This window comes from Emticicia oligotrophica DSM 17448, from assembly GCF_000263195.1.
In the GTDB taxonomy this organism is placed as follows: Bacteria; Bacteroidota; Bacteroidia; order Cytophagales; family Spirosomataceae; genus Emticicia; species Emticicia oligotrophica.
The window spans coordinates 2,564,666-2,589,950 of sequence record NC_018748.1 but is presented as its reverse complement, the minus strand read 5'-3'; the positions used below and the strand labels follow the sequence as shown (position 1 = coordinate 2,589,950).

The following is a 25,285-nucleotide window of genomic DNA, read 5'->3' as shown; positions in this document are numbered from 1 at the left end:
AAATTCGCAAAACAATGAATATTCTAATAACAGGCGGCACAGGTATGATTGGGCATCGACTTACTGAATTACTCATCGAAAAGGGGCATAAGGTATCTTATTTGAGCAGAAAGAAAGAGCCAATCTCTCAAGTAGATGTTTTTCAATGGAATATTCAGCAAGGTTTTATTGAAGAAGGTGCTTTAGAAAAAGCCGATTATGTGATACATCTAGCAGGGGCAGGAATAGCAGATAGTAGATGGACAGATGCACGTAAGAAAGAAATCATTGATTCGAGAATTCAGCCAATAGATTTGATTGACAAGTATTTACAAGAAAAAAACATTCAATTAAAAGGCTTTATTTCAGCATCAGCGATTGGTTTTTACGGAGGAGATACGGGCACCAAGCAAATTGATGAAAGCAGCCCCGCAGGAAATGATTTTTTAGCCGAATGTACCAAACTTTGGGAATCTCATGCTCAAAAACTCAATAATGCAGAACGGAAAGTATTTATCAGAATTGGTATCGTTTTAAGCGAAAAAGGTGGAGCTCTACCTAAATTAGTTCAACCGATTCGATATGGTGTGGGAGCTGCACTTGGCAGTGGCCAACAATTTATGTCGTGGATTCATATAGATGACCTTTGTCGAATTTTTGTAAAAGCCATTGAAGATGCAAATATGAATGGCCCTTATAATGCCGTAGCACCTAATCCTGTAAGCAATGAAGAAATGACAAAAACTGCAGCAAAAATATTGCATAAACCTCTTTGGTTACCGAATGTACCAAGTTTTGCTTTAAATTTAGTTTTCGGAGAAATGGGAATTGTCGTTACTGGTGGTAACTTTGTGCTGAATAAAAGGCTTTCGGAAGAAACCGATTTTCAATATAATTTTACAAACATTACTGATGCCTTGAGCGATTTATTATAGTTCACAGACAGCAGAAATTAACTCAGAATTCAGGATTTAAAATCGCACGGGCGACCCCGTTAGAACTTATTATGGCTTCAATATTTTCGAGAATCGTTGCAGGTGAAATTCCTTGCCATAAAATTGCAGAAAATGACCAATATTTTGCTTTTTTAGATGTGTTTCCATGTGCAGTTGGACACGTATTGGTAATACCTAAAAAAGAAATAGACTATATTTTCGACCTCGAAGACGACCATTATTTAGGCTTAATGGCTTTTGCCAAGCAAATTGAACCTGCCATTCGCAAAGCCATTCCTTGCAAGCGTGTAGGAGTTGCAGTAATCGGCTTGGAAGTTCCGCATGCTCACGTACATCTGATTCCGATGAATAGCATGAACGATATGAACTTCAATCATAAATTAAAACCAAGTCAAGAAGAATTAGCCGAAACTGCCGCTAAAATCAGAAGTTTTTTGAACTAAAAATATGGAACTAGTTTACGCCATTATTATTGCGATTTTGCCTTTAGCATTATCATTTTGGAGTATTTTTTTGCTTCGTAGAAATCCTAAAATTTCTGATTTCATGAAAAGCCTTATTACAGCTATTTTAAGCGGAATTATACTGGTATCTTTAAGTGTAAGTGCTCATCATTTTAGCACCATTCAAGATGCAAAATCAAACATGAGTGTGGGGGTACTTACGAGTGTACAAGGTATTATTTCGGGTGTGGTGTTCTTGGTTTCAAGGTTTTTGAGTAAGTAATTTTTCGCTGCCTTCGGCTACGCTCAGGCAGCGAAAAACTCTACTTTGCTTATACAGAAAAATGGTTTTTGCTTTATATACCAAGCTAAAATTTACATTTTCGAGCAATATCTGCTAAAATCAGCGTTGTTTTTTCAGCGTCATCTTCGGTGCAAAATTCTTACAAATTCGAAAGTATATCACTTCAATTTATCTTGTAAAATTGAAAATTGCTTTTTTAAAGAAGCGTTTTTGTAGAGAATCTGATAGGCAAAATCTGTTATTGGCATATCTACCGTGTATTTTTCCATCATCTCAAAAATACATTTTACGGCATAATAACCTTCGGCAATCATATTCATTTCGAGTTGAGCGGCTTTTACACTATATCCCCTACCAATCATATTACCAAAAGTACGATTTCGACTAAATTGTGAATAAGCGGTTACTAATAAATCGCCTAAATAAGCCGAAGCACTCAAATCTCGTTCCATTGGAGCAATAGTATCTACCACTCGTTTGATTTCCTGCATGGCATTAGCAACCATTACTGCCTGAAAATTATCGCCCCCTCCTAAACCATGTGTAATTCCACAAGCCAATGCCACGATGTTTTTCATTACGGCGGCGTATTCTACGCCATAAATATCGCCTAAAACTGAGGTTTTTACGAAGCGACAACGCATGATTTCAGCAAATTCAGTTGCTAATTCAATATTAGGCGAAGCAATTGTTAGGTATGATTGTTTTTCTAAAGCCACCTCTTCGGCATGACATGGGCCTGCAATAATACCCATATTATGATGCGAAACTTCATAATTATCAGCCAGCCAGTCGGTAACAAGCTGATTGGTAGAAGGAATCATTCCTTTAATTGCCGAAATGATTTTTTTATCAGCCAAATTAACAGCAGATACAGATTTAAGAGCATCAGCAACAAAAGCAGCTGGAACCGCCAGAATAACCCAATCTGAGCCACGAAGCGATTCTTTTAGATTTGTATAAGGTTTTACTTTTGAAGGATGTACCTCAACACTACTCAAATAATGTGGATTATGGTGATGCTTTTTGATATGCTCTACATCAGCAGCACAACGCATCCACCACTTAATTTGCACATTACTTTCACTTAATATTTTTACAATGGCCGTTGCCCAGCTTCCTCCACCAATTACCGTTATTTTCATATCAGTACCAACCGTTCTTCCAGTCTGTTTTGTTTGTTGATTTCCTCAAATTGATTCACGAAGTAAAACAAAAGCTACGAAATAAAAAAGAGATTGCCGAATAGCAATCTCTTTTAGTTATGATTGATGAATCAGAAAGTTTACCTACTGACTTAATCTTTCTTCTTCTCTTTATCTTCTTTTTTCTCTACTTTCTTAGTAACAACATCTCCATCTTTCAGTTTTTTCGAAACAACTACGAATGGCCCTGAAACAATTTCTTCTCCTTCTTTCAAACCACTAATTACTTCAATTGTACCAGCAGAAGTATCAGTTATACCTGTTTTTACTTCACGCATTTTCACTTTGTCTTTGTCATGTACGAAAACTACTTCTTTAGGCTTGTCTTTCTTAGTAGTTTTTGATTCTTGTGTACTTTCAGCTTCATTCTTGTCACCATCTTTCTTTTCGGTTGTGGTAGCATCATTAGCTCCGCGAGTTGTTACGGCAGCAATAGGCACACTTAATACACCTGTTTTCTTTTCAGTAATAATATCTACTGTGGCTGTCATTCCCGGTTTGAAAGGATATACTTTACGGGTTTTACGATCAACTAAATCACGATAAGATTCTGGTAGGATTCTAATTCTTACCTCAAATTCAGTTACGGCATCAGTCGATGCGGCTGCCACTGCAGTTCCCGAACCATTAGCTGTATTAGCAATTTCGGTTACGATACCTTTAAATTTCTTACCTGTCATGGCATAAGAATCGACATCTATCATGGCCGTATCGCCTAAACTCACGCGTACGATATCATTTTCATTTACATTGATTCTAACCTCCATGTTATTAAGGTTCGCAATGCGAAGCATTTCAGTACCTGCCATTTGCGATGTACCAACTACCCTTTCACCTAATTCAACGGCTAATTTCGAAACTATACCGCTCATTGGGGCATAGATACTCGTTTTACGCAAGTTTTCAGAAGCATCTTTCAAACCTGCTTCGGCACTTTTTACGTTATACTTGGCGGCTTCAACATTGGCTCTAGCTGCTTCTAAATCTTGACGAGCAACTTTTAAGTTAGTCTCGGCTACTTCTAAATCAGCGGCAGAAACTACTTTATCTTCAAATAGCTTCTTTTGGCGATTGTATTCCATTTGTACTCTTGCCAAACGAGCTTCTGATTGAGCAATGGTTGATTTTGCTTGCTCAGCACTTGCTTTGGTTTGATTCACCACCGCTTCGGCACGTTGCGTAATTGAAATATAGTTTTCTGGCTGAATTTTTAATAAAAGTTGACCTTTTTTTACCGAATCGCCTTCTTTTACGTAAAGAGCAATAATTTCACCCGGTACGTCAGGCGTGATTTTTACTTCTACCTCTGGTTGAATTTTGCCTGAAGCCGAAACTGTTTCGGTAATATCTGATTTACTGGCTTTCACAAACTCAACTTCAGTTGGTTTTTCTTTACCAATCCAACCAGCCGATTTTGCTACAAGCAAAAATATTACAAGAAGGGCCACGATTCCGCCCAAAATCAACCAAATTCTATTAGATTTTTTCATTGATAAATTTATTTAGTCCACCGTCAATGGACGCCTTGTCTATAATTTTTAAATACTGACTACCAAATACTTAATTAAAATGAAAGTGGTTTGTTTTGGTAGAAATCTAAAATTTTAATACGGAAAATATAGTCATATTTCGCTTGAATTTCATTACTTCTTGCTCTGTCTAGATTTGATTTGGCAATGCTATATTCTAAAGCATTTAATGAACCAACATTAAATTTCGCCTCTGCCGCACGGAATGACTCTTCAAATGCTTTTACTTGATTGCCAATGGCAGAATATCGTTTGGCTGAATTATTGAGATTTACGTAGGCTTGGTCAATATCTTGTCGCAAACGTAAACGAACATTCTCTGCTTGAACTTCCGATTGTTTCTTTTGAATTTGAGCGTTTGTTAGTCTAAATTTCGTGCTATAACCATTAAAAATAGGCACACGAACATTTAAACCCAAGGATGCATTCGCATTACCTGTAAGCTGACGGAAATAAGGAATTTTCTCAGAGCTAGACGCCGAAGTTGGCAAATAGGCAATTACTGGGTATCTGGTTCCTGCCACATTCACATAACCAGCTTCTGTTTCTACAATTTTCTGTGTAACACTTACCTTTTCTGCTGCAGTAGTAGAACTTGAATTAAGATTGGCACTGGCCGAAACCACTGGCATTTTAAGACCCTTCGCAATATCTACCGATTTTTGGGCGGCTTTCACACGCATATCTGCTGCTTGTACATCAGCTAAATAACCTTGAGCAATCTCAAAAATTTGTGCGGGAGTATTGGGATAAGGCTGAATATTAGGATTCGGTACTGCTACTCGAATCACTTCAAAGTCTCGGTCGGCAGTAATATTCATGATTTGTCGAAGTGTGAGTTTAGCCGAAACAATCGAATTTTCTGCATTAACTACACTTAATTCATCATTTGCTAATTGTGCCTTTATATCATAAAGATTCGTTTCTGGTAAAGAACCTGCATTTACCAATTTTTGTGTACGCTCCAACTGGGTTTTCGTTACTTCCATTTGGCGTTGTGCTACAGCCAATAAATCTTCTTGTGAAAGTACATTCAGGTAACCAACAATTACATTGAGCGTAATCTGGTTTTTCATGGCTTGTAAGTCTAAACGAGAAGCTTCGAGATTTAATTGATTTAAGGCAATACCATTACGTGTCTGATACCCATCGAATAAAGTCACGCCACTACTCAAACCAAAACCATTCGAGCCAACGGTGTTTGTAATAATACCATTGGTATATGGGTTAATATTTCGACCAGAAAAAAGGTTAAAATTTGTTCCTGCATTTAAGTTAGGATACCTCGCCCATTTTGATTGTTCAAAGGTATTAAGCCCTTGCTCAACTTGAAGATTATTTTGCTTAATCGAGAGATTATTCTTTAAAGCAAAATCAATGGCATCTTGTAAGGAGATTTTATCGCCTGCACTACGGTTATCACCACTTCCTGACACAGCCGACGACTGTGCGAAAGCAAAACTATGGGCAATAAGAAGTGTTGAAAGTAAAATTTTAGCTAATTTCATAAGCATGATAAGATTCTTATACACAAAGCATTAGGCACAATGCTCGCTTTGACACAACAATCTTACGAAAGTTTCGTATATACGAGGTATAAGAAATGGATAAGCGGTTTTATTATAGTTTAGAGGTGCAAAAGCAAGGGAAGACAAATGAACAAGCAAAGTAAAAGGCCTCGCTTTGTGCGAAGCCCTCTGTCTTTATCTTTATTATTTTGAAAGTTCTTTAGCTCTACTTTCAGCAGCCAAAATTCCTTTCGAAATTCCTTCTGGAATATGATTTTCTTCGAATGTACGCAAAGCCGCTTCAGTGGTTCCTCCCTTAGAAGCTACTGCTTTTATTAAATCATCGAGGCTCTGTTCGGCATTATTAATGAGATGATACGAACCTAACATTGTTTGTTTAACTAATAAACTTGCCATTCCTTCATCGAATCCCATTTTCTTGCCTGCTTCAATCATGTGTTTTACAATGTAGTAAAAATAAGCTGGCCCACTTCCGCTCAACGCCGTTACAGCATCAATCATGCTTTCGTCTTCTAAATACACCGAACGCCCAGTTGCATTGATTAGATTTTCAACTTTACGGAGTTTGGGAGCATCTACTTCAGGTGATGCCGTAAAGCCCGTAATTCCCATTCCTAACATGGCAGGCGTATTAGGCATTGCACGAACTACCAATTTATGGTCGAGTACTGTTTGAATTTTCGACATTGGCACACCCGCCATAATGGAAAGAATAACCTGATGAGGCTTAATTACTGAGCGGAGTTCGTCTTGAACAGAAGCAAAGTCTTGTGGTTTTACCGAAAGAATAATCAACTCATAATCAGCAACTTGTGAATTAATTACACTCACTACAATACCTTCTTTCGATGCTCGGAGCGTTTCGCTACGCTCTTGGCTTTTTTCGATAAGAAGTAAGTTTTCTTTCTTTACTAAATCATACTGCAAAAATGAGCGTGCAAAAGCCATACCCATATTTCCGCAGCCTACAATCGCTATTTTCATGATAACAGGTCTCTTAACCCTAAAAGAGGAACGTTTTATTTAGAAAAATAGAGCCTTTTAGGGAAGGCTCTTTCACCGAATTACAAAAATAACTTCTAGGTTTTAGAAATACTAAGGTAGATTCTTTATTTATCTGATTTGTAAATGATTAGCTCATCTTCATTCAAGAACTGACGTGATACAATGGAGATATTTTTAGGTAAAATTGGGGCTAAAATACCTTTTTTCAACTGCTTTGGGCTACGAAAAACCCTGATTTCATCGAAACAATTGGCTTCAATGAAACTTGCAATGAGTTTTGCCCCTCCTTCAACAATGATTGATTGAATTTTTTCTTGTTCATAAACCTCCCAGTCAAGCGGGTCGGTAAGGGTAATAGTCTTCACCGAACCATCAAATACATGAAGCGATTGAGGTAAACGTTGATTTTTATCGACTATCAAACGAATTGGATTCCGTCCAGACCACTCCCGCACATTTAATCTGGGGTTATCATAAAGTGCGGTGTTAGTACCAACCATGATGGCATCTTCTTCGCTTCGCCACTTGTGCGAATATTTGTGTGAAAGTGCATTGCTTATTTTTACTTGTTCAAAGTTTTCACCCGCAATAAATCCATCAATGGTTTCTGCCCATTTCAAAATGATATAGGGGCGTTTTTTCTCTACAAGCGTAAAAAACCTTGCATTTAATTCCCTACCTTTTTCTTCTAAAATCCCAGTAACAACTTCAATTCCTGCATCTTTCAATTTTTGAATACCTTTTCCTGCCACCAAGGGAAAAGGGTCATAGTTACAAATAACCACCTTTTTCAGTTGATGCTTGACCAATAAATCGGCACAAGGAGGGGTTTTCCCAAAATGTGAGCATGGTTCAAGGGTTACATAGGCTGTCGATTCAGTGAGTAAAGATTTATCAGCTACTGAATTAACAGCATTTACCTCAGCGTGCCAATCGCCATATTTTCGATGCCATCCTTCCCCAATAATCGAATCATTATGCACAATTACACAACCCACCATTGGGTTTGGGCTCACATTGCCTCGGCCAATTTCGGCCAATTGCAAAGCCCTTGTCATATATTTTTCGTCGGTAGTCAATATTGATTAGTGAATGAGTGAATCAATGAATAATTTTGCAACAAATGTTTTACGAACTTTGAGTTCTTAGTAAATCCAATACAAAGGTATGCAATCAAGCAAAAATTTATTCGATAATTTGCTCCAGCAAATTACGGCCTACGAAACACAAGAAGCAAAAGAAATAGTATTTTGGTTATTAGAATTTTATTTGGGGCTAAAAAAAATTGATATTATCAGCGATAAATCTTTTGAAAAAGTCATTGATTGGAACAGCATCGTTGAACGATTGAATACACAAGAGCCAATCCAATATATTTTAGGAGAAACCGAGTTTTATGGACGAAGATTTTTTGTTAATGATTCGGTACTTATTCCAAGGCCCGAAACTGAAGAGCTGGTCAAATTTGTAGTTGATAAACAACAAAACTTGCTTTCAGAAAGCAATAATACTCCCAAACTACTTGATATTGGTACAGGAAGCGGCTGTATTGCTATTTCATTAGCAAAAGAATTACCAAATTACCAAGTTTCGGCCTATGATATTTCTGAAAGAGCATTGGAAACTGCTACTAAAAATGCTGAACTCAATCAGGCCAATGTAGATTTTCAAAAAGTTGATATTCTTAGTTATAAAACTTCGACGATTGAATTTCCGAAATTCAATATTATCGTAAGTAATCCGCCTTATGTGACACGCCAAGAAATTAGGCAAATGCGAGAAAATGTTTTAGATTTCGAGCCACATTTAGCTCTTTTTGTTGAAGATACAGACCCGCTCATCTTTTATGAAGTAATAGCCGATTTTGCCTGCGAAAACCTAACAAATAATGGATTAGTTGCGGTTGAAATAAATGAAACTTTAGGCACGGAAACAGCCGAAGTTTTTCTCAAAAAAGGCTTTTCGGAGGTTGAAATTATTAAAGATATTCACCAAAAAGATAGATTTGTAAGTGCCATTCTGCACAAAAAAGAAGCAGAATAATGGCGAGCTTTTAATGCTTTTTGCTATCTTCACGTTTTAATAAAACACAATTTAGAAAATTGTGCCACAATAAATATGGAAAGCTCAAGATTTTTACACAAAAAAATAAGAGATGTTTTTGCTGAAACTGGAAAAGTAGTCATTGGTCAAGAAAAACTTGTAAATCGCCTTTTGATAGGCCTTTTTACAGGTGGACATATCTTGCTTGAAGGTGTACCGGGCTTAGCTAAAACCAAAACTATCAATACATTAGCGAAGGTACTTGACTTAGGCTTTAACCGCATTCAGTTTACTCCAGACTTACTCCCTGCCGACCTTGTTGGTACGATGATATACAACCAAAAATCAGGTGATTTTGAGGTAAAAAAAGGGCCAATTTTTGCCAACTTAATTTTGGCTGATGAGGTAAACCGTGCCCCAGCAAAGGTGCAATCGGCACTTTTAGAATCAATGGCTGAAAAGCAGGTTACGATTGGAGATGAATCGTATAAACTCGACCGACCATTTATGGTGATGGCCACCCAAAACCCTGTTGAACAAGAAGGAACATATCCACTTCCGGAAGCTCAGGTTGACCGTTTTATGATGAAAGTTTTTGTTGATTATCTTAACAAAGTCGATGAATTAGAAATGGTCAGAAAAATTTCAAATATCAACGATAATTACGAGCCAAAACAAATCTTAAATAAAGACGAAATTGAGGCTATCGGGCAAGAAATCAATAGAATTACGATTTCTGAGATGCTCGAACGCTACATTATAGAATTAGTTTTTGCCACTCGTCGCCCAGCCGAATATGGACTGAAAGACGAAGCTCGTTACATTCAATTTGGTGTTTCGCCACGTGCGGGTATCTCTCTTTACAAAGCGGCTAAAGCACTTGCTTATTTTGATGAACGTGATTATGTATTGCCTGAAGATATTAAGGCATTAGTACACGATGTTTTCAACCACCGAATTATTCTCAATTACGAAGCTGAAGCCGATGGCCTCACTACCCACGAAGTGATTGATAATGTATTGAAACGTGTAGCGATTGGCAGGTAATTCTAGTTTAAACATTAAGTTATACCTAAATTTGAAAGAAGCACGGCACATTGCCTCCTTAACTGACAAATATTTTTACACTAATAAATTTGACTTTAGCCTAAATATATTGCTTAGCTAAAGTCAAATTTGTTTTTATTCCTATGATTCCGTCAGTTTCAATTGACGGAAATGACCAAATCCTTCAATTAAATTATTCCTTGCGGTCTTTCAGAAATCAGGGATGACTCATGTTTAATATTTAATTACTCATAAATCACACTTAAAAGTTCTGCGACGCAAGCAGGTTTTTCTGAACCTTCCAACTCAAAAACTGCATCAATAATCAATTTTGCACCGCTTGGCTGCATATCTTCTACTTCTTTTAAAGTTGCTTTCATACGTACACGACTACCTACTGGCACAGGAGAAATAAAACGCACTTTATTTGTACCATAATTTAAGCCCATTTTTGCTGATTCTACCTTAAACATTTCGTACATAAATTTTGGCGAAAACGATAATGATAAAAATCCATGAGCGATGGTTTTTCCAAATGGAGAAAGTTTGGCTTTTTCTTCGTCCACGTGAATCCATTGGTCATCTAAAGTAGCAGCAGCAAATGCATTGATTTTATCTTGTGTGAGTATCTGCCATTCTGATGTTCCGAGTTCTTTACCAACATATCCTTTTAAAGCTTCAATATCCTTAAAAATCAACATCTCTTGAGACTTCACAGGAGTTGTTTCCGCCTTAACTTCTGGTTGTTTCGACTCTAATTGTGCATAAATAGGCATTTTTACTTCATCTGAAGTTACTACTACGGCTTTACCCACCACTTTTCTATTCATCAAATCATTCAATGATTCGGCAGCTTCTTCCAATGTATATAGTTTATGGATGTGCGGGCGTAAGCGACCTTGCATGAAGTGCCCTGCCAATTCTTGGATATTTTTGAAATTTTGAGCTGGTTCTTTTTCAGCAAATTGACCCCAAAAAACACCCACAATTGCACAACCTTTCAATAATGCCAGATTTAAAGGTATCTTTGGAATTTCTCCAGCGGCAAACCCTACTACCAAATATCGCCCCTTCCAAGCTATTGAACGAAGAGCAGGCTCAGCAAACTTATCGCCAACGGCATCATAAATAACATCTACACCCTTTCCTTCGGTAATCGTTTTTATTTGTTCACGTAAATCTTCGGTAAGATAATTTATCGTAAAATCTGCTCCTTTTTCTTTACAAACTGCTAATTTTTCATCAGAAGAGGCTGCTGCTATTACCTTTGCTCCCATGAGTTTACCTAATTCTACTGCGGCTAAACCTACGCCTCCTGCCGCACCAAGTACAAGTAATGTTTCGCCCGATTTAAGTTCAGCACGGTCTTTTAAGGCATGATAAGATGTTCCATAATTATACATCACTGAAGCTGCTGTAACAAAATCCATCTTTGGCAACATTGGAAATACCCTTCGAGCATCTACTAATACTTCTTCTGCCATTCCACCCCAACCAGTCATAGCAAAAACTTTATCTCCAACTTTGAGATGTTTTACCCCCTCTCCTACTTCTTTCACTAAACCCGAAACCTCACCCCCCGGCGAAAAAGGCAAAGCTGGCTTAAACTGATAAAGGTTACGAATTATCAAAGTATCTGGAAAGTTTACACTACAAGCTTTTACACTTATAACCACTTTACCCGCTTCGGCTTTTAGAGGTTCGATATCTTCTAATACGAGTGTTTCGGGCATTCCGAATTCTTTACAAAGGAGAGCTTTCATTGTTTTTATTTTGTTGAATAGTTAATCAAAAACGTATGGGCTTTCGAGTAAAACAAGGATTAAACAATATTTCACTTTTTAGCTTCAATTTTAAAACGGTGTTGAAAAAGCAAAAAACGTAAATAATCAACTCATTTTTCACTTTTTTTAGGCATTTATTTCTTAACTTTTCAAAAAAAAGTATCTTTGCGGGTACTTTCCTATAAATTCGAATGTCCTTATGCTTTACTACTTATTTACTTACCTTGACAAAGTTTTTGATTTCCCAGGAGCGGGTGTATTCCAATATATCTCTTTTCGTGCGATGGGAGCAATTGTTTTCTCTTTATTGATTGCATCAATCTACGGAAAACGTATCATTTTATTATTACAAAGTCTTCAAATTGGTGAATCTATCCGTGACCTTGGCCTACAAGGGCAAATGCAAAAAAAGGGAACTCCTACCATGGGTGGCTTTATTATTTTGGCATCATTGCTAATTCCAGTATTATTATTTGCAAAGTTAGATAACGTTTACATCGTACTTTTAATCATTGCTACAATCTGGACTTGCGGCATTGGTTTTGCCGATGATTATATCAAAGTTTTTAAGAAAGACAAAGAAGGGCTAAAAGGTCGATTTAAAGTTATTGGTCAAATTGGTTTAGGTTTAATTGTAGGCCTAACTCTTTATTTCAATGACTACGTAAAAATCAGAGTTTATGAAAAAGGTAAAATAGCTACAGCAGTGGGTGAAATTCAAAAATATACTGATGCTCATTCGCTTACGACAACCGTTCCATTTTTTAAAAATAATGAAATTGACTATCAAGTATTTGGTAGCTTTTTACCCGAAAGTTTGGCTTGGTTACCTTATGTTTTGGTAGTAATTTTTATCATCACAGCGGTTTCCAACGGAGCCAATATCACTGATGGTATTGATGGCTTAGCCGCAGGAACTTCTGCTATTATTGGGCTTACGTTGGCTGTTTTTGCTTATCTTTCTGGTAATAAAGTGTTTGCACAATACTTAAATATCATGATGATTCCGAATTCAGGGGAGGTCGTTATTTTCTGTGCCGCCTTTGTGGGAGCCTGCATTGGTTTTCTGTGGTATAACGCTTATCCTGCCCAAGTTTTTATGGGCGATACAGGGAGTTTGATGCTTGGAAGCGTAATTGCTGTTTTGGCTTTAGCTCTTAGAAAAGAGCTATTGATTCCGGTAATGTGCGGAATATTTTTGATTGAAAATCTTTCGGTGATTTTACAAGTAAGTTATTTCAAATATCAACGTCGTCGCCATGGACTTGAATATGCCCAGCAAAATCGCTTATTCTTGATGTCGCCACTTCACCATCATTACCAAAAGAAAGGCTATCACGAAGCCAAGATTGTTACACGTTTTTGGATTATCGGTATCATATTAGCGGTAGCTTGTTTGGTTACTTTAAAATTAAGATAAGCTATTTAGACATAATTATTTAGACAAAAACTTCTTTTGATTGCTCAGAAGAAGTTTTTTGTTTCTACTTCTAGCACCATAATTCTTAATTTTATTTCTATCTTTGAAACGGTTATTCCTCGTAAAATTCACCATTATGCAATCTTTCAAGCAATCGTATATCCTGCGTACAATCATCGTACTTTTTATTTCAGCAAGCTCTTATAGCTGTTTAGTTCCTGAAAAAAAACGAACTGTACTTACCGACTCCACAGAAAATAGTTTTGAAATTGATAGCGTTTTAGTAGCCGAACTAAATCCTGACGAATATGGGATGAAAAATTACGTAATGGCCCTTTTGAAGAAAGGTCCATTACGCTCAATGATAGATTCTGTTACGGCAATCAATCTTCAAAAAGCACACATGGAAAATATAGGTCGATTAGCTGATGAAGGTAAATTAGTAGTCGCTGGGCCATTCACCGATGATACTGACCTGAAGGGAATTTATATTTTTGATGTAAAAACTATCGAAGAAGCACAAAAACTATGCGAAACCGACCCCGCCATTAAAGCAGGCTCATTGATGATGGAACTTCATCCCTGGTATGGTTCGGCAGCTATGCTCAAAATTCCTGAATTACACAGAAAAATCGCTCAAAAACAGCCATGAGAAGCTTTTTTATAAGTATTTTAGTTTTTATAGGTCTATCAGTTCAAGCTCAGAAACTTAAAATTGTAGAAAAACCAATCATCTGGGATTCGCTCAGGCAGGCTTTATCAGTAGAATATCTAAAAGACAGACACGGTATTTCTCAAAAAACTCCAGCGATTCGCCCCAAAATGGTTGTTTGCCACTGGACGGCCATTCCAACATTTGAAAAGTCTTTTCTAGCTTTTAATTCATCAACCTTACCTAATACTCGAAAAGAATTACAAAATGCTAGTCAACTCAATGTTTCGGCTCATTATTTAATTGATAGAGATGGCACTGTTTATCATCTTATGCCCGACACGCTTTTGGCTCGCCATGTAATTGGACTGAACTACTGTGCCATTGGTATTGAAAATGTGGGAGATGGCAGTGCAAATCCACTTACAGAAGAACAGTTTAGAGCAAATTATTTATTGATTAAGCAATTAAAGAAGAAATATAAAATTAAATATTTAATAGGGCATCACGAATATACTAAGTTTAAAGATTCTGATATTTGGAAAGAAACTGACCCTAATTATCAAACGATTAAATTTGACCCTGGGGATGAATTTATGAATAAACTCAGAGCTAAGTTTAAACATTTGAAGAAAAAGCCTTGAAATTATTAACGTCGGCATGGTTTTGAACCATGCCGACGTTTTTTTAGGGCGTCACATAATCAAAATCAATCATGTATTTTTCTAAGTTCAGCAGTGCCTGTTTGTTAATATGAAACTCTTTGTATTTATCTTCACCACCAAATAAACTTATTACCTCTTCTCTCTTCAATTTAGTCGGAGCTTTAGATAAATGTGAATGATAAGACGAGTGTTTGTAGTTTCGAAAATCTTTCACCATTCCATGCTTTTCTGAGTTAGTGTGAATATAACTTATCAATTCAGCCCAATAGTTGTCATTATCTATTAAAATTCTGCGAAAAGGTTCTTCAAACAAGCCACCCGTTCTTTGGTAAGATTTGTTGATTGCTTGGGCATAACTATTGAAAAAAGAAGCAAATTGCTGGCTGATTATTTTATAAACAGAAGGTACTGTTTTTTTCTCAGGATGAGTTTCTAAATAGAATTTTACAATTTCTTCTGAAGATTTTGTTTGGATGGCCACATGAAAATGCTTCTTTAGTAAGCAATAGGCGTACGTATCTGCAATTGGTTGAATAAAAAAAGCATATTTTTCGAGAAAGTAGTTATAATTTCTTTCTTCTTTAAATATATCTTCCCCATTTATACCTCGATTATAAATGTGAAACTTAGCCTTAGCTTCTAATTTTTCAGTGTGGGATTTCATAGATATTAGATATTATATTTATAACTTATCATTCAAAATCTAAGAAAAAATTTTTGCGTATAAAAACAAACGTCGGCAAGGTTTAAAACCTTGCCGACGTTGTGAAATATAAGAAATCGGTGTACCGAAACATCGGTTTCCCGAATAGTATCAAAATTATTTGATCTCTACTTCTGCACCAGCTTCTTCTAAAGATTTTTTCAAACCTTCAGCTTCGTCTTTAGCAACACCTTCTTTCAAAGGTTTTGGAGCTGAATCAACTAATTCTTTAGCTTCTTTCAAGCCAAGACCAGTTAAGTCTTTAACTAATTTAACAACTGCTAATTTGTTTGCACCAGCTGATTTCAAAACTACATCGAAAGATGTTTTCTCTGCAGGAGCTTCAGCAGCATCGCCACCACCAACAGCACCAGCAACCATTACTGGAGCAGCAGCTGCAGGCTCGATACCATACTCATCTTTCAAAATTTGAGCTAACTCATTTACTTCTTTTACAGTCAAGTTTACTAACTGTTCTGCGAATGCTTTTAAATCTGCCATTTTTATAGATTTTAAAAAGTTTTTTACAAAAAATAAATAATAAATTTTAGTAGTTGACTATTGTCAACTGTATGCGAACGATTGTCCGCAGATTAAGCTGCCTCTTTCTCTGAAAGAGTTTTGAGGATACCAGCCAATTTGTTGCCACCACTTTGTAAGCCAGAAATAACATTTTTGGCAGGTGATTGCAATAAGCCAATAACTTCGCCAACCAATTCTTGCTTTGATTTCAACGACAACAACGTATCTAATTGGTCGTGTCCGATGAATAAGCTTGAATCAATTGATGCACCTTTAAGGGTGATGCTGTTTTTATTAGCTTTAAGAAAATCTTTGATAAGTTTCGCAGCTACTTTGCCCGACTCTTGGTGGAACATCACACCTGAGAAACCTTTCAATACAGTACCATCAAATGATGAGTAGTCAGTATTTGTTCTTTCGAGAGCTTTCTTAATCAAAGTATTTTTGATTACACGGTACTCTATACCACGCTCAAAGCAAAGACGGCGTAATTCGTTGGTTTTACCCACGTTTAAACCAGATGCATTAGTGATATAGAAGTAAGGTGTATTCGCAAACTTCTCTGCAAGCTCATCGATTATTGCTCCTTTTTCTTCTTTTGTCATGATTACAATCCATTAATGGTTGTTTTGTCAACTTGAATACCAGGACCCATTGTGCTTGCAAGTGAAATACCTTTCACGTACGTACCTTTTGCAGACGAAGGTTTCAATTTCAACAAAGTTTGAATCAATTCGTTGGCGTTTTCAGCCAATTTCTCAGGTGAGAATGAAACTTTACCAATTGAAGCGTGAATAATACCTGATTTGTCAACTTTAAAGTCGATTTTACCAGCTTTCACCTCTTTAACGGCCGTTGCAACATCCAAAGTAACTGTACCAGACTTAGGGTTTGGCATCAAACCACGAGGACCGAGGATTTTACCTAACTTACCTAATTTTGCCATTACAGTTGGCATTGTGATGATTACATCGATATCAGTCCAACCTTGCTCGATTTTTTGGATGTATTCGTCTAAACCTACGTGGTCAGCACCTGCTGCTTTCGCATCTGCTTCTTTATCTGGTGTACAAAGAACCAAAACACGAACAGTTTTACCAGTACCGTGTGGTAATGCAACTACACCACGAACCATTTGGTCAGCTTTACGAGGGTCAACCCCAAGGCGAACGTGTACGTCCACAGATGAGTCAAATTTTGTGTATGCTACTTCTTTCAAAATACCTGCTGCGTCTGTCAACGAGTAAGCTTTTGTAGCGTCATACTTAGCATTCGCCTCTTTTCTTTTTTTAGTTAATTTTGCCATTGGCTTAATTTGGTTTTAGCGTTAGAAATTTAATTCTAACTCCCAGTGAAAAAATAATTTTCGCCGAAGCGAGAGGTTCATCAGAAATTTGAATTTGAACTTAAAATGCGAATGGGAAACCCATTCTGCATTTTTTATTCAACATTCTAGTTCATCAAAACGGCTTGTTGCCAGTGATTGTAATACCCATGTTTTGAGCAGTACCGGCAATCATCTTCATTGCTGAGTCAACAGTAAAGCAATTTAAGTCTGGCATTTTGGTTTCAGCGATTGTTTTCACTTGATCCCAGCTAACCGACCCAACTTTCTTACGGTTTGGTTGGTCAGAACCAGTCTTTACTTTAGCTGCTTCCAACAACATGATAGCAGCGGGTGGAGTTTTGATTTGGAAATCGAACGACTTGTCAGTGTAATAAGTAATTACTACTGGCAAAACCATACCCATTTTATCTTGAGTACGTGCGTTAAATTGCTTACAAAATTCCATGATGTTCAAGCCCTTTGAACCCAATGCCGGACCAATTGGTGGTGCTGGGTTTGCTTGACCGCCTTTTACCTGAAGTTTCACATAACCTGCGATGTCTTTCGCCATTGTCTTTCAGATGTTTTAAGGAATGTTGTTAAAAAAAGAATCTGACGGCTGTAAATAAAGGTAACAAACTCTATTTACTTTGGTCATTGGTTTCGAAATCAACCATTAGTCAGGGGAAGCGACACTTATTAGAGTATCAAGACTTATAGGAAATTTCTTCCAATTTTGAGAGGTGTTTGCACAAGTCTCGAAAATCGGAGTGCAAAGGTAGAACTTTACCTTTAAATATGCAAAGGTTTGATTAAAAATGTTTTAGCTTTTATATATTATTTTCACTTGCTGAGTTTTTAGATTGAAATTCCGCTAAAATCTCTTTTTCTACCGACCTATTCTTTTACAATTTTGTATTCAATGACACTATTATTTTCCTTAATCTTCAGCAAATACGCCCCAATATTTATATCTCTAAAATCTATTGTTTCTTTGGGTTTGATTGTCTTCGAAAAAATTGTCTTGCCCGCCAAATTAAACAACTCCGCAGTCACATTTCCTTGTGAACCTTCAAACTCTATGGTTAATTGGGTTTTTACTGGATTAGGATAAACCTTAAATCTACTTTTTTCTATACTTTCCAATGATGTGATTGGAATTACCGTCAACTGAAATACACCCGAAACAAGCCCTGTTCCGCAAATATTCGAAACTGACTGTAATTGATAGTTTTGAGTTTTTTCGCCTTTAACTTTTATAGCAAATGGGCTTTTCTCAACATCATACGTTTGATTATTGAGTGTTAATTTCCAAGGGCTATACCCTGTAAGCTTAACACTTAGCTGTGTTTCTTCATTTTGTTGTATTGTAGCTGCTCCATCTATTTGAGCTTTGGGTTTGTCATCAACATAGATGTTTACAGTTGAAATATCACTATAACAATCATAATTCGAAGGTTTATATCTAACATAAAAGATATTATTACCCAAAACCTTTGTATCAATAGTGGGCTTTACGTACATCACCCATCTATCAGCACTTATCCACTGGAGATTTTCTCCACTTATTTTTAAATCATCAATATCAAATTTTTGATTCAAACAATATTGATATTGCTCTAAAAGCTTTAGTGGTTCTGGCTTATTATTAGCTTTTATATTTATGATAGTTTTATCACTTTCACACCCTTTTACTGTCTGTGAAACATACAATGAAATACTCCCCTTTTGATTTTCCAAGACTTCATACACATTAGAAATTGGAGCTATATCAGTGGCTGTTTTATACCATTTTATATCACTTCCATTAACATACGTATTAATATTTACGCCATTATTATGACAATAAGCAAAATCATTTGCTTTCGGGGTCGGAATAAGTTCTGGCTTATAGTAAAACGTAATTGGCTCAAAACTTGAACTTTCAAGTTCATTTTGAACCCGAATTTGATACATTCCCTCTTTTAGAGTATTAGGAAATTGGGCATTTACTGGGCTAACACTTGCAATACCTATTTTGATTGGCTTTTTGAAGTTTTCTTCCAAAGGGGCTATTTCAGCGATATAGTTTGGCGAATAAGCAGGAAATTCTCCTTGAATTGAGAAAGGAATATTTATATTTCCTCCAGCACAGGTGGGTATATTGAATAATTCGCCAGTTATTACATTTTTTACTGTTTGCTGCATTAAATCAGCTTCCCAAAGACCTCTACCATAGCTTGCTGCTCTAAGTGACCCTTTGCCACGATAATTAATTTCTAATTGAGTAATATTTATAGCTGGAAGACCTGTATTATAGGGCATCCAATCGTTCATAGTAGAATCTCTATAGTAAACGCCTCTTGCAGTTGCTAAATAAAGTACATCTGCACTATTATTTTGAACAACAATATCGTTAAATATAACAATTGGTAATGAACCCGAGTAGTCTTTCCAAGAATTACCATTATTAGTAGATTGATAGACCCTACCAAGGTTTGTAATTACCCATAAATGATTTTTCTTTTTAGGATGAGGCAATATTTTACGAATAGCTGTTTGGGCATTCTTTTTTTCATTGTGAGGTAAATATGAAATATCCCAGCTTTTACCCCCATCTAATGACCTATACATACTGCCAACAATCTTGTTATCCACAAAATCAACTCGTTCGTCTGCAGCAAAAAGCGTACTTGTGTCCGTTGGTGCAATGGCAAATGCCGTTATAGCTGTTAAATTATTTTTAGGCAAAGTTAATTTTGTCCAACTTTCGCCAGCATTCGACGATTTATAGAGATGTTCGTGCCCAATTAGTAACTTATTAAAGGTATGAGGATATGTTACAATTCTTGTAACAAATGGTTTATATTCACTATTAATGGGGGTTATTTCCTTATTTTCAAATTTTATTTCGCTCTCACTTTTAAAACTAACATTGACCCGAAAAACCCTACCTATCTGACTTGTTAAATACATTTTTTGGGAATCATCCGAAATGGAGGCTGCCATGGCGTCACCAAAACCAATACCGAGCCAATTATTGGCATCTATTGTGGTTATATATCCATTATCCTGAAGGCCAATTGTCAAATCATTTGGGTTTTCAAAACCTTGACACATTGCATAAATCTGAGAAGTGGCAAGTGTATTACTTAAAGATTCAAACTTTTTTACGCCATATTGTTCAGATTCTTTTACTAAACCACCATCATTACATACAATTACTTTATTCGTTATTGGATGAAAAGCAATAAATTGAATATCGGTATGAACATTTTCTTTAAAGTCGCCAGCAATGAGTGATTCCCACTTTTTGCCTCCATTGGTAGTTTGCAAAAAGCCTTGTGCTCCAAGCACTATCCGATTTGAATCTAAAGGAGATACATTGAGTGAGAAATTATGAAAAAATTGTCCCCCCAATACATTGGTCATAGTGGTAGTATAAGTGGAACCACTGAATCCAACAATAGAGTTTTCATCACTCACTTTTTCAAAAGTTTTTCCTTCATCACTTGAAACATACACCCCATCAAATGAGCTATTCGTATTTTTTGAAACAAGTAGATATACCTTTTTTGGTGCTGCAAGAGAGACCGCTATTTGCATCATTCCAATACTATATCCCGCAGAAAAACTCTTTGTTAATTTATAAGATTTACCGCCATCTTCAGAAACTATAAACTCTATGCCAGGCATTCCAGTTGTAAAGTTTACTGTATGTAAAGATGCATAGATTATATTAGGGTTTGTTGGGTGAAATTCAAGGTCTCCGTATCCACTATAAGAATATGGGAAACCGTTAGGCTGAATTGCTTTTGTCCAACTATCACCACCATCCATCGAATACATTATCCCTTCGAGCGTATGTGCAACAAGCATATTTGATTGATGCGGATTGGCATATATTCTATACACCTCATTTTTTCTTGAAGGATTTACAAAAGGCATTTCTTTTTCTTCCCATGTTTTTCCTGCATCTTTTGTCTTCCAATATAAGTTTTCTTTATTGGGGCCTGTAGCATAAAGAATATCGGGATTTTTATCAATTGTAAGATACTCTACATAGGGTGTTGTCCAGTCGTTAGATATGGGTTTCCACGTAGTCCCTGCATTTTCTGTTTTCCAAACACCTCCCGATGGCGATGCAACATAAAAAATATTTTTATCACGAGAATCAAAAGCAATACAATCAATCCTCCCTAACGATACTGCATTCAAATTTTTTGGGGAATTCATTGGGCCAATTAGCCTCCAATTAGGATTGACATTTGCAAGTCTGGAACGACTATTTTTCTCAAAATTTTCAATTTCTTTCAGATCAATGTCCAAAATATTTCCATTTAAATCAATCCTTGGTTTTACAGAGGCTTCCCACTCTTTAAATTTTTCATAATTGGGCATATTTGGATTTTTAGCTAATTCTTCATAAAAAAGCTTTTGGACTTCATAAAAATTAACTTTTTGACCATTAATCATGGCACGCCAATCATCGGCCTGAGAAAAGACATTTTGTTGTGTGAGTGAAAATAGAATTAACAAAAATGCGTATAGGTTTCTATTCATATTTACTAGTAAAATACAGAAAATTTGGGGTTAAAATGATAAAAGCAGAGCAAGTTATTAAATATTTATTAAAAAAATCGGAATTATGAAAGATACTGTCACAATTAAAAATGATGGCACACAGATGACGATAATTGCTTAAAAAGCCGCGTCATCTGCGGCTTAAGAATTTGAGACGACATCTTTAAAATTCCGAAAAATTAAATTACTGTTATCCCTAAAACGCAAACAGTAGTTTTCTTGAATATTTTATTTTTCAACTTGATCATGTAAAAAATGCCGATTATTAGCCATAATGGCCAAAATTTAAGTAGAAATATCCTTTAATAGACTTAACATAGTTTCGAATAGTTAAATCATCATCTAAAATGCATGTCTCGCATTCTCATTTTTAAATATTTGAATTAGGCTTCAAATACTGAAACATTTTCTATTTCTTCATTCATTTTCAGAAGATTCAGATTTTCATCATACTCGGCATTAAAAACAAAGATTTTACCCAATAAAAGATACTGATAAATAAACCAATCTGTTTTAGGAGTTGGTAGATTGAGTAGATTATCAAGAGTAATCCACTCTAAATCTCCTTCATTACATGGCGGAGGTGGAATGAATTCGATTTCGGCTAAATAAACATAACAAGTCCAATTATACTTTGTAGGTGAACTTTCAGTCAGTATTCCACAAAATTTCATTTGCTCTACTTTTATACCTGTTTCTTCAAAGGTTTCTCGCAAAGCGGCGTTATATGGACTTTCATGTGGGTCTAGCTTTCCGCCAACTGGTGTGAATGTATCTTTATTGGGCTCCTTGAGGCGTTTTAATAACAAAAATTTGTTTTCGTTTTTTAAGACACACATAACCGCTAATCTTTTTAAGCCTTCTGGGAATGTCATAATAAATATTGAATTATACCTTATAAAAAAGCTTATGAAGTATTGATTATTACTACCTCATAAGCTTGAATTAACCTTTTTGGTGTTTTAAATCAGATAAGAATATTTTCAATCATCGTCGTCATCACCATCTTCATCCTCTTCTTCGTCATCTCCTTTTCCTAACCTTACAAATGCACTACGCTTAGGTGATGGCATTTTGCTATTTAATCCTCTAACTGTCTGCCATACAATTTCACTAAACTCTAAATCATTAATGGCATCTGGTTGAGCTAAATTGAGTTTCTGTGAGCGAATAGAGTTTCGATTGACAGCTACATTTTTAGCATTAATATCGGTCAACGGTTCAACTGCTTGGAAAGCCGTAGTATTGGCCTGCTTGCTAAAACAACGATACATCGGACGAGCGGCGGCATCATATTGGCTCATAGGTTTCATGCCTAAAATCAATTCAATGGTGCGTAGCATCGAAGATGTTGAGTACATGGTGTGGTCAACAAAACCTCTTTTCACAAATCCACCAGCAACATAGGCAGTCGAACGGTGAGCATCCACATGGTCGGGTCCATTTTGAGCATCATCTTCAAGGATAAATACCACTGATTCTTTCCAGATTTTTGATTTAGAAAGATGCTCAACTAATCGCCCAACGGCTAAATCATTATCAGCAACAGCCGCAAAAGGCGAATAAGCTCCTACCCTTGCCCCCGAAGTATGGTCATTACCCAAACGAATGGTATTTAGGCGAGGCAAAGCATTGATATTGAGCAAAGAATCAAAGTCAGCTTCCCATTCTTTTTCACGTTTAATATCTTGGTACGCCAGATTATATCCTTTAAAGGTTTTACAAACAGCATTGGCAGTGGTTAAAGAAGGTACATTTTGACTAGCTTCTGCAAATTCACCGTAGGTTCGATAAGTAACTCCTGCACGCTTGGCGTGGTCCCAAATAAAGCCATTTTTAGGATGTGCAATATTTCTACTTCCTTCGTAGTCATAATTTCCCCCTCTTCCACCATAGCTAATCACCCAAGTTTTTTCTACATAATCATTGGCATAAGCCGCCATCGACCAGTTATGTCCATCGGCACTCACTTCGGCATCAACATAGAAGTTATCGAGCAATACAAATTCATTGACTAATTTATGCTGATTGGGTGTAATATTCTCCGGAAAAAGACAAAGGTTCGGGTCTCCATTGCCTTTCTTAACATCGCCTAAAACTTGGTCATAAGTACGATTTTCTTTCACAATATAAAATACATACTTAATTGGCGAAGCATCTCCAACTTTCATCGGAATCGGATTGCCCACTTCACCTTCGGCTATTAATTCTTTTTGTTTGTTATAAGGTGTATTTTCATAAACCAACTGCGAATATGCCGCTAAGGTACGCTCATCAGGCATATCAATGATTGAGAGAGTACCTTTGAAAAGTCCACCAATGTATTCAGTTTCATCACGATTTGCTTCGAAATTTGGCCCTTTGTATTGTGGAGCTTTCGAAAGATTCGGATTTGGCCCCTTAGGGTTAGGCAAAGAAGTCATTCCTTTCCCGTTTGTCACGTAAATTTTATTTCCAATAACTTTTACTGCCGTTGGATACCATCCTGTAGGAATAAAACCCAATGAACGACTTTTCCCTTTTTCAGTTACATCAAAAACAGCTAAACAATTATTATCGGCATTTGCAATAAAAAGTTTTGTTTCATCTTCACTTAGAGCCACGCCATTGGGTGTTGTTCCTAAGGGAGAGTCTGGATATAAAGATGCCGAAAGTGTCTCTATCTTTTTGTTAGATGCTGTTTCGATTACCGAAACGGTATTATCATTTCCATGCGAAACAAAAAGATATTTTCCATCTTTGGTAAGAATGATATCATTAGGATTTTTATCAACCTCTATTTGAGAAGTAACCACCTGTTTCTCAGTATCAAATACTGCCACTTTTGCTCCTCCCCACAAAGTTATGTATAGTTGTTTTTTGTTCGGAGATAAAACACAGGTGTAGGCTTCATTAGGCAGGTTGAATTGCTTTAAAACTTTTCGGTCTTTCGTATCACAAATATAAAGGCTGTTATTTTCTTTCGTGACAACGTAAAGTAAATGCTTATCAGAATCGACACAAAGCCCAGTTGGTGAAATTTTATTAGGCCAAGATTTCCCTAAAATAATGGCAGAATCGGGTGTTAATGTTTTATTTTTAGTTGAATAAATATTGATTTTATTATCATTTCCTCCAGATACATAAATATTTTGTTCATCATTACTAAAAGTCAAGCCTACCCAAGATTTTGCAATTGGCTCATCATCGAGAATAGCCTCATTTTCAAGGTCAATAAGAGCTACACTCTGTTTTCCTTGTCCATTATTCGTGATAGCCATGTACTTTTTTGAGGGAGAAATTACGATATTTAGTGGTAAATCATGCCGTAATTCGATAGTCTTTCCAACTGGTGTTAAAGCCCAACCATTGGGAAGTTTTACTCGTTTAGTGGCTAATTGCTTGATAAGAGCCGTTTCAATATTTTGGTTTGATGCAGGCTTTTTGCAACCATAATGGCCCAACAGTCCTAAAATACAGAGGAATAGAATTTTTTTCATAGTTTTTGTTAAGATGAATATTCAACAAAATAATGTCTTTTTCTGAAAATATCAGCTGAAATCTGTATAAAGATTTCGTGATATTTTTTAGAAATGTATGAATGTACCTACCTTTAGGTAAAATTTAGAT

Annotated in this window: 22 protein-coding genes; 8 read left to right on the top strand and 14 right to left on the bottom strand. The window is 36.3% G+C overall.

The window, feature by feature from the left end; genetic code table 11:
• Positions 1 to 14 precede the first annotated feature (14 nt).
• The 3 genes from EMTOL_RS10825 (at position 15) to EMTOL_RS10815 (ending at position 1,661) form a co-directional block, all read left to right on the top strand.
• Entirely contained in the window at positions 15 to 914 is a 900-nt protein-coding gene (locus EMTOL_RS10825; protein WP_015029323.1) for a TIGR01777 family oxidoreductase, read from the top strand.
• Positions 915 to 985: 71 nt separating this feature from the next.
• Entirely contained in the window at positions 986 to 1,378 is a 393-nt protein-coding gene (locus EMTOL_RS10820) for an HIT family protein (RefSeq protein ID WP_015029322.1), read from the top strand.
• Positions 1,379 to 1,382: 4 nt separating this feature from the next.
• Positions 1,383 to 1,661, top strand: a complete 279-nt coding sequence (locus EMTOL_RS10815) for a hypothetical protein (RefSeq protein WP_015029321.1) — start codon at positions 1,383 to 1,385, stop codon at positions 1,659 to 1,661.
• Between the two features lie 179 nt (positions 1,662 to 1,840).
• Here the strand turns inward: EMTOL_RS10815 and EMTOL_RS10810 are convergent, their stop codons facing one another.
• The 5 genes from EMTOL_RS10810 to ribD form a co-directional block, all read right to left on the bottom strand.
• Entirely contained in the window at positions 1,841 to 2,827 is a 987-nt protein-coding gene (locus EMTOL_RS10810; protein WP_015029320.1) for an NAD(P)H-dependent glycerol-3-phosphate dehydrogenase, read from the bottom strand.
• Between the two features lie 152 nt (positions 2,828 to 2,979).
• On the bottom strand, positions 2,980 to 4,377 hold the full coding sequence (locus EMTOL_RS10805) for an efflux RND transporter periplasmic adaptor subunit (RefSeq protein WP_015029319.1): 1,398 nt from the start codon (positions 4,375 to 4,377) through the stop codon (positions 2,980 to 2,982).
• 74 nt (positions 4,378 to 4,451) lie between these two features.
• Positions 4,452 to 5,924, bottom strand: a complete 1,473-nt coding sequence (locus tag EMTOL_RS10800) for a TolC family protein (protein ID WP_305953222.1) — start codon at positions 5,922 to 5,924, stop codon at positions 4,452 to 4,454.
• A gap of 204 nt (positions 5,925 to 6,128) precedes the next feature.
• Complete coding sequence (gene proC / locus EMTOL_RS10795) at positions 6,129 to 6,929, bottom strand: pyrroline-5-carboxylate reductase (RefSeq protein WP_015029317.1); 801 nt, start codon at positions 6,927 to 6,929, stop codon at positions 6,129 to 6,131.
• 125 nt (positions 6,930 to 7,054) lie between these two features.
• Positions 7,055 to 8,029 (bottom strand): bifunctional diaminohydroxyphosphoribosylaminopyrimidine deaminase/5-amino-6-(5-phosphoribosylamino)uracil reductase RibD, encoded by a 975-nt coding sequence (gene ribD / locus EMTOL_RS10790; protein ID WP_015029316.1) that lies wholly within the window; start codon positions 8,027 to 8,029, stop codon positions 7,055 to 7,057.
• 88 nt (positions 8,030 to 8,117) lie between these two features.
• Here ribD and prmC point away from each other — a divergent pair, with 88 nt between their 5' ends.
• Both prmC and EMTOL_RS10780 read left to right on the top strand, forming a co-directional pair.
• On the top strand, positions 8,118 to 8,993 hold the full coding sequence (prmC, locus tag EMTOL_RS10785) for a peptide chain release factor N(5)-glutamine methyltransferase (RefSeq protein ID WP_015029315.1): 876 nt from the start codon (positions 8,118 to 8,120) through the stop codon (positions 8,991 to 8,993).
• Positions 8,994 to 9,068: 75 nt separating this feature from the next.
• A complete protein-coding gene (locus EMTOL_RS10780; protein WP_015029314.1) occupies positions 9,069 to 10,040 on the top strand; it encodes an AAA family ATPase in 972 nt (323 codons plus the stop codon).
• Positions 10,041 to 10,285: 245 nt separating this feature from the next.
• Here the strand turns inward: EMTOL_RS10780 and EMTOL_RS10775 are convergent, their stop codons facing one another.
• Positions 10,286 to 11,803 carry a zinc-binding dehydrogenase gene (locus tag EMTOL_RS10775; RefSeq protein ID WP_015029313.1) on the bottom strand — a complete coding sequence of 506 codons (1,518 nt, stop codon included), beginning with the start codon at positions 11,801 to 11,803 and terminating at the stop codon, positions 10,286 to 10,288.
• Positions 11,804 to 12,023: 220 nt separating this feature from the next.
• On the opposite strand from EMTOL_RS10775, the gene mraY reads away from it, so the two are divergent.
• The 3 genes from mraY to EMTOL_RS10760 all read left to right on the top strand — a co-directional run bounded on the left by mraY (position 12,024) and on the right by EMTOL_RS10760 (position 14,540).
• Positions 12,024 to 13,244 (top strand): phospho-N-acetylmuramoyl-pentapeptide-transferase, encoded by a 1,221-nt coding sequence (gene mraY / locus EMTOL_RS10770; protein WP_015029312.1) that lies wholly within the window; start codon positions 12,024 to 12,026, stop codon positions 13,242 to 13,244.
• A gap of 136 nt (positions 13,245 to 13,380) precedes the next feature.
• Positions 13,381 to 13,896 (top strand): YciI family protein, encoded by a 516-nt coding sequence (locus tag EMTOL_RS10765; protein ID WP_015029311.1) that lies wholly within the window; start codon positions 13,381 to 13,383, stop codon positions 13,894 to 13,896.
• Positions 13,893 to 14,540 carry a peptidoglycan recognition protein family protein gene (locus EMTOL_RS10760; protein ID WP_015029310.1) on the top strand — a complete coding sequence of 216 codons (648 nt, stop codon included), beginning with the start codon at positions 13,893 to 13,895 and terminating at the stop codon, positions 14,538 to 14,540. Before EMTOL_RS10765 ends, EMTOL_RS10760 begins: the two co-directional genes overlap by 4 nt.
• 43 nt (positions 14,541 to 14,583) lie before the next feature.
• Here the strand turns inward: EMTOL_RS10760 and EMTOL_RS10755 are convergent, their stop codons facing one another.
• The 8 genes from EMTOL_RS10755 to EMTOL_RS10720 all read right to left on the bottom strand — a co-directional run bounded on the left by EMTOL_RS10755 (position 14,584) and on the right by EMTOL_RS10720 (position 25,155).
• Positions 14,584 to 15,225: a hypothetical protein gene (locus tag EMTOL_RS10755; protein WP_015029309.1), complete on the bottom strand. Its 642-nt coding sequence runs from the start codon at positions 15,223 to 15,225 to the stop codon at positions 14,584 to 14,586.
• A gap of 156 nt (positions 15,226 to 15,381) precedes the next feature.
• The gene (gene rplL, locus EMTOL_RS10750; RefSeq protein ID WP_015029308.1) at positions 15,382 to 15,765 is read right to left on the bottom strand and encodes a 50S ribosomal protein L7/L12; all 384 of its coding nucleotides are present in this window, start codon (positions 15,763 to 15,765) and stop codon (positions 15,382 to 15,384) included.
• A 92-nt stretch (positions 15,766 to 15,857) separates the two neighbouring features.
• On the bottom strand, positions 15,858 to 16,391 hold the full coding sequence (gene rplJ / locus EMTOL_RS10745; protein WP_015029307.1) for a 50S ribosomal protein L10: 534 nt from the start codon (positions 16,389 to 16,391) through the stop codon (positions 15,858 to 15,860).
• 2 nt (positions 16,392 to 16,393) lie between these two features.
• Entirely contained in the window at positions 16,394 to 17,092 is a 699-nt protein-coding gene (gene rplA, locus EMTOL_RS10740) for a 50S ribosomal protein L1 (protein ID WP_015029306.1), read from the bottom strand.
• 154 nt (positions 17,093 to 17,246) lie between these two features.
• On the bottom strand, positions 17,247 to 17,684 hold the full coding sequence (gene rplK, locus EMTOL_RS10735; protein WP_015029305.1) for a 50S ribosomal protein L11: 438 nt from the start codon (positions 17,682 to 17,684) through the stop codon (positions 17,247 to 17,249).
• Between the two features lie 326 nt (positions 17,685 to 18,010).
• Complete coding sequence (locus EMTOL_RS10730) at positions 18,011 to 21,655, bottom strand: T9SS type A sorting domain-containing protein (protein ID WP_015029304.1); 3,645 nt, start codon at positions 21,653 to 21,655, stop codon at positions 18,011 to 18,013.
• Between the two features lie 404 nt (positions 21,656 to 22,059).
• The gene (locus tag EMTOL_RS10725; protein ID WP_015029303.1) at positions 22,060 to 22,551 is read right to left on the bottom strand and encodes an NUDIX hydrolase; all 492 of its coding nucleotides are present in this window, start codon (positions 22,549 to 22,551) and stop codon (positions 22,060 to 22,062) included.
• Between the two features lie 108 nt (positions 22,552 to 22,659).
• A complete protein-coding gene (locus EMTOL_RS10720) occupies positions 22,660 to 25,155 on the bottom strand; it encodes a bifunctional YncE family protein/alkaline phosphatase family protein (protein WP_015029302.1) in 2,496 nt (831 codons plus the stop codon).
• Positions 25,156 to 25,285: the final 130 nt, after the last annotated feature.

Coding starts and splice junctions, on each gene's coding strand:
- EMTOL_RS10755 (WP_015029309.1), bottom strand. CDS start 15,225: ATGAAATCCCACACTGAAAAATTAGAAGCTAAGGCTAAGTTTCACATT.
- rplK (WP_015029305.1), bottom strand. CDS start 17,684: ATGGCGAAAGACATCGCAGGTTATGTGAAACTTCAGGTAAAAGGCGGT.
- EMTOL_RS10730 (WP_015029304.1), bottom strand. CDS start 21,655: ATGAATAGAAACCTATACGCATTTTTGTTAATTCTATTTTCACTCACA.
- EMTOL_RS10765 (WP_015029311.1), top strand. CDS start 13,381: ATGCAATCTTTCAAGCAATCGTATATCCTGCGTACAATCATCGTACTT.
- prmC (WP_015029315.1), top strand. CDS start 8,118: ATGCAATCAAGCAAAAATTTATTCGATAATTTGCTCCAGCAAATTACG.
- EMTOL_RS10775 (WP_015029313.1), bottom strand. CDS start 11,803: ATGAAAGCTCTCCTTTGTAAAGAATTCGGAATGCCCGAAACACTCGTA.
- EMTOL_RS10825 (WP_015029323.1), top strand. CDS start 15: ATGAATATTCTAATAACAGGCGGCACAGGTATGATTGGGCATCGACTT.
- EMTOL_RS10780 (WP_015029314.1), top strand. CDS start 9,069: ATGGAAAGCTCAAGATTTTTACACAAAAAAATAAGAGATGTTTTTGCT.
- EMTOL_RS10810 (WP_015029320.1), bottom strand. CDS start 2,827: ATGAAAATAACGGTAATTGGTGGAGGAAGCTGGGCAACGGCCATTGTA.
- EMTOL_RS10760 (WP_015029310.1), top strand. CDS start 13,893: ATGAGAAGCTTTTTTATAAGTATTTTAGTTTTTATAGGTCTATCAGTT.
- mraY (WP_015029312.1), top strand. CDS start 12,024: ATGCTTTACTACTTATTTACTTACCTTGACAAAGTTTTTGATTTCCCA.
- EMTOL_RS10800 (WP_305953222.1), bottom strand. CDS start 5,924: ATGAAATTAGCTAAAATTTTACTTTCAACACTTCTTATTGCCCATAGT.
- EMTOL_RS10815 (WP_015029321.1), top strand. CDS start 1,383: ATGGAACTAGTTTACGCCATTATTATTGCGATTTTGCCTTTAGCATTA.
- rplJ (WP_015029307.1), bottom strand. CDS start 16,391: ATGACAAAAGAAGAAAAAGGAGCAATAATCGATGAGCTTGCAGAGAAG.
- EMTOL_RS10805 (WP_015029319.1), bottom strand. CDS start 4,377: ATGAAAAAATCTAATAGAATTTGGTTGATTTTGGGCGGAATCGTGGCC.
- proC (WP_015029317.1), bottom strand. CDS start 6,929: ATGAAAATAGCGATTGTAGGCTGCGGAAATATGGGTATGGCTTTTGCA.
- EMTOL_RS10820 (WP_015029322.1), top strand. CDS start 986: ATGGCTTCAATATTTTCGAGAATCGTTGCAGGTGAAATTCCTTGCCAT.
- EMTOL_RS10720 (WP_015029302.1), bottom strand. CDS start 25,155: ATGAAAAAAATTCTATTCCTCTGTATTTTAGGACTGTTGGGCCATTAT.
- rplL (WP_015029308.1), bottom strand. CDS start 15,765: ATGGCAGATTTAAAAGCATTCGCAGAACAGTTAGTAAACTTGACTGTA.
- rplA (WP_015029306.1), bottom strand. CDS start 17,092: ATGGCAAAATTAACTAAAAAAAGAAAAGAGGCGAATGCTAAGTATGAC.
- EMTOL_RS10725 (WP_015029303.1), bottom strand. CDS start 22,551: ATGACATTCCCAGAAGGCTTAAAAAGATTAGCGGTTATGTGTGTCTTA.